The sequence below is a fragment of the Salinivibrio socompensis S35 genome, assembly GCF_000513715.1.
In the GTDB taxonomy this organism is placed as follows: Bacteria; Pseudomonadota; Gammaproteobacteria; order Enterobacterales; family Vibrionaceae; genus Salinivibrio; species Salinivibrio socompensis.
Genome location: NZ_AQOD01000097.1, coordinates 1 through 7107, shown reverse-complemented (window position 1 = coordinate 7107; position 7107 = coordinate 1). Strand labels below are relative to the sequence as shown.

The following is a 7107-nucleotide window of genomic DNA, read 5'->3' as shown; positions in this document are numbered from 1 at the left end:
AGCCAGAGCCAGAGCCAGAGCCAGAGCCAGAGCCAGAGCCAGAGCCAGAGCCAGCAACAAAAGATGAACGTGATTACTCGTTTGATTCTCTGTCGTTAGAGATTTAGGTGAATTTGATGAAAATGATGCGTTAGGCGCGGCACTCGACGAACAACGAGAGCTTGAATCGTATTTGAATGAGCAGCAGGATAATACGCCAGCGTCTGAGGCACCTGAGCGTGATGCCAGGAATATCAGCGATCTCAATGACGATGATCACCAAGTCGGTGGTTTGAATATGGAGGCGTTGCTATCGGACTCCGATGACGATGAGCCACTCGATCTTTCCGCTTTGTCAGATGAAGAAGCAGCGGTTTGGCAAGCCGATAATGAGCCCGAGCCAGAAGCGGAAAGTGAAGATTGGAGCCAACAACCCGCCATTGATCCGGCTTCGCTTGAAACCTTTGAATTAGAAGATGCATTAGACGATGACCTGCTCGGTGAGGGTGACGCTGAGAGTGAACTCATCGGCGAAGAGCAGGAAGATGACGACTACATTAGTATCGAAGAGCTCATGCGAGATGACGGCTCGACGCCAGATATTGACCCCGATAAGGCCGAGATGAACCTTGACGTGGGTCTTGATGAATTTCCCGATGTTTTAGAAGACATTAGCGCGATTGATGTTGATGGCGATACCGCCAGCACAGAGGCATCGACTAATCTTGACTTGGCTAAAGCTTACCTGGAAATGAATGATGTGGATGGCGCGATTTCTTTACTAGAAAAAGTGATGCAGTCAGGCAATAAAGCCTTGCAGCAAGAGGCCCGCCAACTGCTTGAACAACTTAGGTAACACCGCAATCAGGTAGCACATGCTACCTGATTGCTTATTAGTCCTCAGAATAGACAGTCGATGTTAAGACCTGCAACAGGTGGGCTTTATGCGTATAATGCAGCGCCTTGTTGAAAAGTAAATAGAAAGGCACAGGCATGAGATTCGCGTTAGGCATTGAATATGATGGCGCCCAGTTTTACGGTTGGCAGAGGCAACGAGACGTTACCAGTGTCCAAGAGCACGTGGAAAAGGCATTATCGACCGTCGCCAATCATTCTGTGGCAGTACAATGTGCGGGTCGTACTGATTCTGGTGTCCATGGCACCGGACAAGTGGTGCATTTTGATACCGATAATGAGCGGCCATTAAAAGCCTGGACGATGGGGGTGAATGCGAACTTACCCGATGCCATCGCCGTACGTTGGGCAACGCCTGTTTCAGATGATTTTCATGCGCGGTTCAGTGCGACAGCACGTCGCTATCGCTATGTGATATACAACCATTCTTTGCGTCCAGCGATACTGGGTCAAGGTGTGAGTCACTATCATCGCGAACTGGATGAAACCTTAATGGCGAGAGCGGGTCAGTACTTACTGGGTGAGAATGATTTCTCGTCATTTCGTGCGGCACAATGTCAATCTCACTCGCCATGGCGGAATGTGATGCATTTATCTGTCACTCGTCAAGGACGGTTTGTCGTGATCGATATAAAAGCGAATGCCTTTGTACATCATATGGTACGTAATATCGCGGGCAGTCTAATGGCGGTTGGTCGTCAAGAACAGCCTCCAGAGTGGATTGCATGGCTATTGGCACAGAAAGATCGCACCTTGGCGGCCGCGACGGCCAAAGCCGAAGGTCTGTATTTGGTCGAGGTCGATTATCCGGAGCAATATGGGTTACCACGCCCTCCAGTAGGGCCCGTGTTTTTACCCGATCAGGTGATGGAACTGGGAAGCATACTCGGCGAAAAACGTACGGAGACAGAATAGGTAGTACCAGTTTTTTATCCCAAGTCTGACAGACTTGTGATTTAATTCGGTCTAATTTGTTACGAATCCAAGATGGTTGTCGAATTGTGATAGCCATGACTAAGTAAAGGTTGTCCATGAGCTGGCTAGAGAAAATATTAACCAAAAGTAATATTGGTTCATCACGCAAAGCGTCAATCCCAGAAGGGGTTTGGACCAAGTGTACGTCGTGTGATCAAGTACTTTATCACGCTGATGTCGAACGTAATTTGGAAGTCTGTCCCAAATGCGACCATCATATGCGTATGCCAGCACGCCGCCGTCTGGACGTTTTTTTGGACCCAGAGGGGCGCGAAGAGATTGCGGGTGAACTTGAGCCTAAAGACGTATTGAAGTTTCGTGACTCTAAAAAGTATAAAGACCGCCTGTCAGCGGCGCAGAAAAGCAGTGGGGAAAAAGATGCACTGGTGGTCATGAAGGGCCGTGTACTCGATGTTCCCGTGATTGCTTGTGCGTTTGAATTTAAATTTATGGGCGGCTCGATGGGCGCGGTTGTTGGTGCTCGGTTTGTTAAAGCCGTTGAGCACGCGATCGAAAACAATTGTGGCTTAGTGTGTTTTTCAGCCAGTGGTGGCGCGCGTATGCAGGAAGCCTTAATGTCGTTGATGCAAATGGCGAAAACCAGCGCAGCGCTCGAACGTTTATCACGCCATAACTTGCCATTTATTTCGGTACTCACTGACCCTACTTATGGTGGAGTAACCGCGAGCTTTGCCATGCTCGGTGATATTAATGTCGCCGAGCCAAAAGCGATTATCGGTTTTGCTGGCCGTCGCGTTATTGAGCAAACCGTGCGAGAGAATCTACCAGACGATTTCCAAACCAGTGAGTTCTTGCTTGAACATGGTGCGATTGACATGATTGTCGATCGTCGTGAAATGCGTCAGCGTTTGGCAGGGTTACTGGCTAAGCTGGGTAACATCAAGTCTCCATTAGTGGTAGACGTTGAGCAAGATAAACCATAGCCCCCAGAAGAGCCTGAAGTGGCACCTTCCTCTCAAGAGTCATAATTGACCGTGTTCCATGGCGTTATCCTTGGTATCATTTACCCACCATCGAGTAACTGACCAAGTCAATGTCTGAACTACAGCATCCAACAGCCACGTCCTCAATGAATACGTGGCTGTCTTATCTAGAAAGTATCCATACCAGTGCCATTGATCTTGGCCTTGAACGCGTCGCGGCGGTCGCCGATCATGCGCAATTGACCAAGCCGGCTGCCAAAGTGATCACCGTAGCAGGAACCAATGGTAAGGGAACCACTTGTGCACTCTTAGAGGCAATATTACAGCGCGCGGGTTACCGTACCGGTGTTTATAGCTCACCACATCTTGTGCGCTACAATGAGCGGGTCCGCATCAATGGCGACGTACTGGCCGATCGTGAGCATATACAAGCGTTCGATACGATTAATCACGCGCGCGGGCAAACGAGTCTGAGCTTTTTTGAGTTTGGTACCTTAGCCGCGTTACAGCTATTTAAACAGCATGCGCTTGATGTCGTGATCCTTGAAGTGGGTCTCGGTGGCCGTTTAGATGCCACCAATGTGGTGGATCACGATGTATCCGTGATCACCAGCCTCGCGCTCGATCACTGTGATTGGTTGGGAAATGACATCAATCAGATTGGTTATGAAAAAGCAGGCATATTCCGAAAAGATAAACCGGCGATATGTGGTCAGCCCGCGCCACCTGCCAGTGTTGCCGCACATGCTGATGCCGTTGGCGCGGTATTAAATCAGTTAGGCTATCAGTACCAGTATGCCATGACAGGCGATACGTGGCGTTGGTCAGCGGGGGCTTTTGAACTGACTGATCTACCTGTCCCCGCGATTCCGCTGCAAAATGCGGCGACTGCTTTAATGGCGCTGGGCGTGGCTGATCTCGAGATTGCTGATACGCACATAACGGAGGGATTAGCGTCTGTATCGGTCACGGGCCGGATGCAAGTCATCGCTGACGCCCCTTATACGGTTTTTGATGTTGCGCATAATCCGCATGCTGCGGCTTATCTAGCTAATAAACTTGCTGAGCAAAAAGCCAAGTTCGCAGGACGTGTGCATGCTGTGGTGGCGATGTTAGCGGATAAAGATATAGATGGGACCTTGGCCTGTCTTGACGGGATTGTGGATTATTGGTACCCCGCTTCTTTAGCTGTGCCCCGTGGTGCATCAGCTGATACGCTGCCTGTGGTGGCATCGGCGCAATTCGATTCGCCGAGTGATGCTTATCAATGTGCGTTGAGTCAGGCTGAACCTGAGCGTGACTGTGTGGTCGTATTTGGGTCATTCCATACCGTTGGGCAGGTCATGGAAACGCTTAATTAAAACGGAGTCATTGTGGCCAGTAAGTTACAAAAGAGAGTGGTCGGCACCCTGGTATTGGTCTCTATCGGTGTGATAGTGCTACCCGATGTGCTCGATGGCAAAAAAGAGCATTACCAAGAGAATTATGAAAGCATTCCCCTGCGGGATAACTTTGATAGTACGGTGAGCCAAATGCCGGTTGAAGATCCCGAGGTAGTTGAGGTGAGCGCGCCCAATACCCGCGTAAAAGATAGTCGTCCGGTGGATACAACGACTGAAGCTGCGACTGACGAAAGCAAAACAGCATCCACTTCATCAGAGACGCCATCAGTGGGTGAGGGAGACAGCGCGTGGATGATCCGTTTAGGCACGTTCCGTAATCAAGATAACGCCCGTCGATTGGTAAAGCAGTTACGTGACAAAGGGTATCAAGCACATATCTTACCTAGAAACATTCAACCCGATGACTTAGCGAAAGTCGTGGTTGGGCCGAATGTTTCTAAAACCGCACTCGAATCGCAACTGACGGATCTGCAATCGCTAACAGGATTAAAGGGACAGTTGCGCAAATTTGACCCACTTACCCAATAAGAAAACGTTTGCGTGAGTATTTTTTCTGTTAGAATGCGCATGTCTCGAGCAAGTGAATACGATGAATTGGATTGATTACCTTATTATTGGCGTCATTGGTTTTTCCGCGTTAGTGAGTGTGATTCGAGGCTTTGTTAAAGAAGCATTGTCATTAGTTATTTGGTTTGGGGCGTTTTTTATTGCCAGCCAATTCTACACGCAACTCGCGGTATATCTGACCAATATTCAAGATGCGGTTATCCGCAATGGCAGTGCCATCGCCTTATTGTTTATCGCCACCTTATTGGTTGGCGCAGTGGTCAATTATGTGATTGCCCAGCTGGTAGAAAAAACCGGACTATCGGGGACGGACCGGGTGCTAGGGATGGTGTTTGGTAGTGTGCGCGGGGTGTTAATTATCGCAGCGGTACTTTTTTTCCTCGATGCTTTTACGTCGGTAGCCAACCACCAAGATTGGGGACAATCGCAACTCATTCCTAACTTTGCGGTAGTGATAGAATGGTTCTTCCACTACCTTGAGAACAGTTCCAGTTTCTTACCTGAGATCGCAGGATCTTAGGCTGATATTCGCGTAACAAGGAATCGCTGACATGTGTGGTATTGTTGGAATCGTTGGTAACACTCCGGTCAATCAGTCCATCTACGATGCACTGACTGTGCTTCAACATCGAGGGCAAGATGCAGCCGGCATTGTCACTATCGATGACAATCGTTTCCGGCTTCGAAAAGCTAATGGGTTAGTCCAGGATGTGTTTCAACTCAAACATATGCAGCGCTTGCAAGGTCAGGTTGGGATTGGACATGTAAGATATCCAACGGCCGGTAGCTCTAGCGCATCAGAAGCGCAGCCTTTCTATGTCAACTCGCCGTATGGTATAACCTTAGCCCACAATGGTAACTTGACGAACGCTGAGGCGTTGCGCCAGTCTTTATTTGAAAAAGACCGCCGCCACCTCAACACAACGTCTGACTCTGAAATTCTCCTCAATGTTCTTGCCCATCAACTCTCGGCGGCGACCTCTCACCCTCTGACGGTTGATGATATGTTTACCGCAGTGAAGTCGGTCCATCGGCAAGTCTCGGGTGCTTACGCCGTTGTGGCCATGGTAATAGGACATGGTGTTATTGCCTTCCGCGATCCTAAAGGTATCCGTCCGCTCTGTTTAGGTAAGCGAGATACGCAAACAGGGACAGAGTATATGGTGGCGTCTGAAACCGTCGCATTGGATGCGGTAGCTTCGATTTCGTTCGTGATGTCTCGCCTGGTGAAGCGGTTTATATCACCTTGGAAGGACAACTTCATACTTGTCAGTGCGCGGAGTCACCGAGTCTCAACCCGTGTATCTTTGAGTTCGTTTACTTTTCTCGTCCCGATTCATTTATCGATAAAGTGTCTGTCTATGGCGCCCGTATCCGCATGGGCCAAAAGCTGGGCGCCAAAATTCAGCGTGAATGGGAAGAGGTGGATATTGATGTGGTGATCCCCATCCCTGAGACCTCTTGTGATATCGCGTTGGAAATTGCACAGGTGTTGGATAAACCCTATCGCCAAGGCTTTGTGAAAAATCGTTATGTAGGCCGCACCTTTATTATGCCGGGGCAACAGATGCGCCGAAAATCGGTACGCCGCAAACTGAATGCGATCCGTTCTGAATTTAAAGACAAGCGCGTCCTTTTGGTGGATGATTCGATTGTAAGAGGCACAACCTCAGAGCAAATCATCGAAATGGCCCGTGAAGCGGGAGCCAAAGAAGTTTATATGGCATCAGCGGCCCCCGAGGTGCGTTTTCCAAATGTTTATGGCATTGATATGCCGAGCGCGAACGAGTTGATTGCGCATGGTCGCGAAGTGGATGAAATTGGACAGTTAATCGGTGCCGATGGATTAGTGTATCAAGACTTATCTGACTTAGTCGCTGCTGTGGGTGAAGCAAACCCAGCGATTGAACGCTTTGAAACATCGGTGTTTAGCGGTGAGTACGTCACGCAAGACGTGGATCACGCGTACCTAGAGTATGTACAAAGCTTACGTTGCGATGATGCTAAAACGGTTCGAGAACAGCAGCAAGAGCTTGCGAATTTAGAGATACATAACGAAGACTAAACCAAAACGCCGTGAATATATCGCGGCGTTTTGGTCATCGTTTATGTTTTCGCGTACTCATGTTAGGTGCTTGGATATACCTGCTAGGGCGTGTTGATCTTTGCTGTACACATTTTATTCAGCAATACATCGGCAGCCACATTATAGTAAACGCCAGTGATACCATACTGGCGTAATTTCTTGCTAACTTATCATATCTCGTTGATATTGCTCGGAAGTGCTTAATCCTCGCGAAAGCATTCTCAACTAAATGTCGATA

Annotated in this window: 7 protein-coding genes and 1 pseudogene; 7 read left to right on the top strand and 1 reads right to left on the bottom strand. The window is 48.9% G+C overall.

The window, feature by feature from the left end; translation table 11 throughout:
* Window positions 1-172: 172 nt before the first annotated feature.
* The 7 genes and pseudogenes from DZ54_RS0111100 (at window position 173) to purF (ending at window position 6848) form a co-directional block, all read left to right on the top strand.
* Window positions 173-835: a FimV C-terminal domain-containing protein gene (locus DZ54_RS0111100; protein WP_025674133.1), complete on the top strand. Its 663-nt coding sequence runs from the start codon at window positions 173-175 to the stop codon at window positions 833-835.
* Between the two features lie 137 nt (window positions 836-972).
* Entirely contained in the window at window positions 973-1809 is an 837-nt protein-coding gene (gene truA / locus DZ54_RS0111095) for a tRNA pseudouridine(38-40) synthase TruA (protein ID WP_025674132.1), read from the top strand.
* Window positions 1810-1925: 116 nt separating this feature from the next.
* Window positions 1926-2813 (top strand): acetyl-CoA carboxylase, carboxyltransferase subunit beta, encoded by an 888-nt coding sequence (accD, locus tag DZ54_RS21080; protein ID WP_037354352.1) that lies wholly within the window; start codon window positions 1926-1928, stop codon window positions 2811-2813.
* A 110-nt stretch (window positions 2814-2923) separates the two neighbouring features.
* Window positions 2924-4174, top strand: a complete 1251-nt coding sequence (gene folC, locus DZ54_RS0111085) for a bifunctional tetrahydrofolate synthase/dihydrofolate synthase (protein ID WP_025674130.1) — start codon at window positions 2924-2926, stop codon at window positions 4172-4174.
* A 12-nt stretch (window positions 4175-4186) separates the two neighbouring features.
* A complete protein-coding gene (locus DZ54_RS0111080) occupies window positions 4187-4744 on the top strand; it encodes an SPOR domain-containing protein (RefSeq protein ID WP_025674127.1) in 558 nt (185 codons plus the stop codon).
* A 61-nt stretch (window positions 4745-4805) separates the two neighbouring features.
* On the top strand, window positions 4806-5303 hold the full coding sequence (locus DZ54_RS0111075; RefSeq protein ID WP_025674125.1) for a CvpA family protein: 498 nt from the start codon (window positions 4806-4808) through the stop codon (window positions 5301-5303).
* Between the two features lie 31 nt (window positions 5304-5334).
* Window positions 5335-6848, top strand: a pseudogene (gene purF / locus DZ54_RS21075) (amidophosphoribosyltransferase).
* A gap of 118 nt (window positions 6849-6966) precedes the next feature.
* Here the strand turns inward: purF and DZ54_RS24210 are convergent.
* A partial coding sequence (locus DZ54_RS24210; RefSeq protein WP_164831582.1) for a transposase occupies window positions 6967-7107 on the bottom strand: 141 nt, incomplete at its 5' end.

Bases quoted from the DNA above. Each gene is read 5' to 3' on its own strand.
- accD (WP_037354352.1), top strand. From the start codon at position 1,926: ATGAGCTGGCTAGAGAAAATATTAACCAAAAGTAATATTGGTTCATCA.
- truA (WP_025674132.1), top strand. From the start codon at position 973: ATGAGATTCGCGTTAGGCATTGAATATGATGGCGCCCAGTTTTACGGT.
- DZ54_RS0111075 (WP_025674125.1), top strand. From the start codon at position 4,806: ATGAATTGGATTGATTACCTTATTATTGGCGTCATTGGTTTTTCCGCG.
- folC (WP_025674130.1), top strand. From the start codon at position 2,924: ATGTCTGAACTACAGCATCCAACAGCCACGTCCTCAATGAATACGTGG.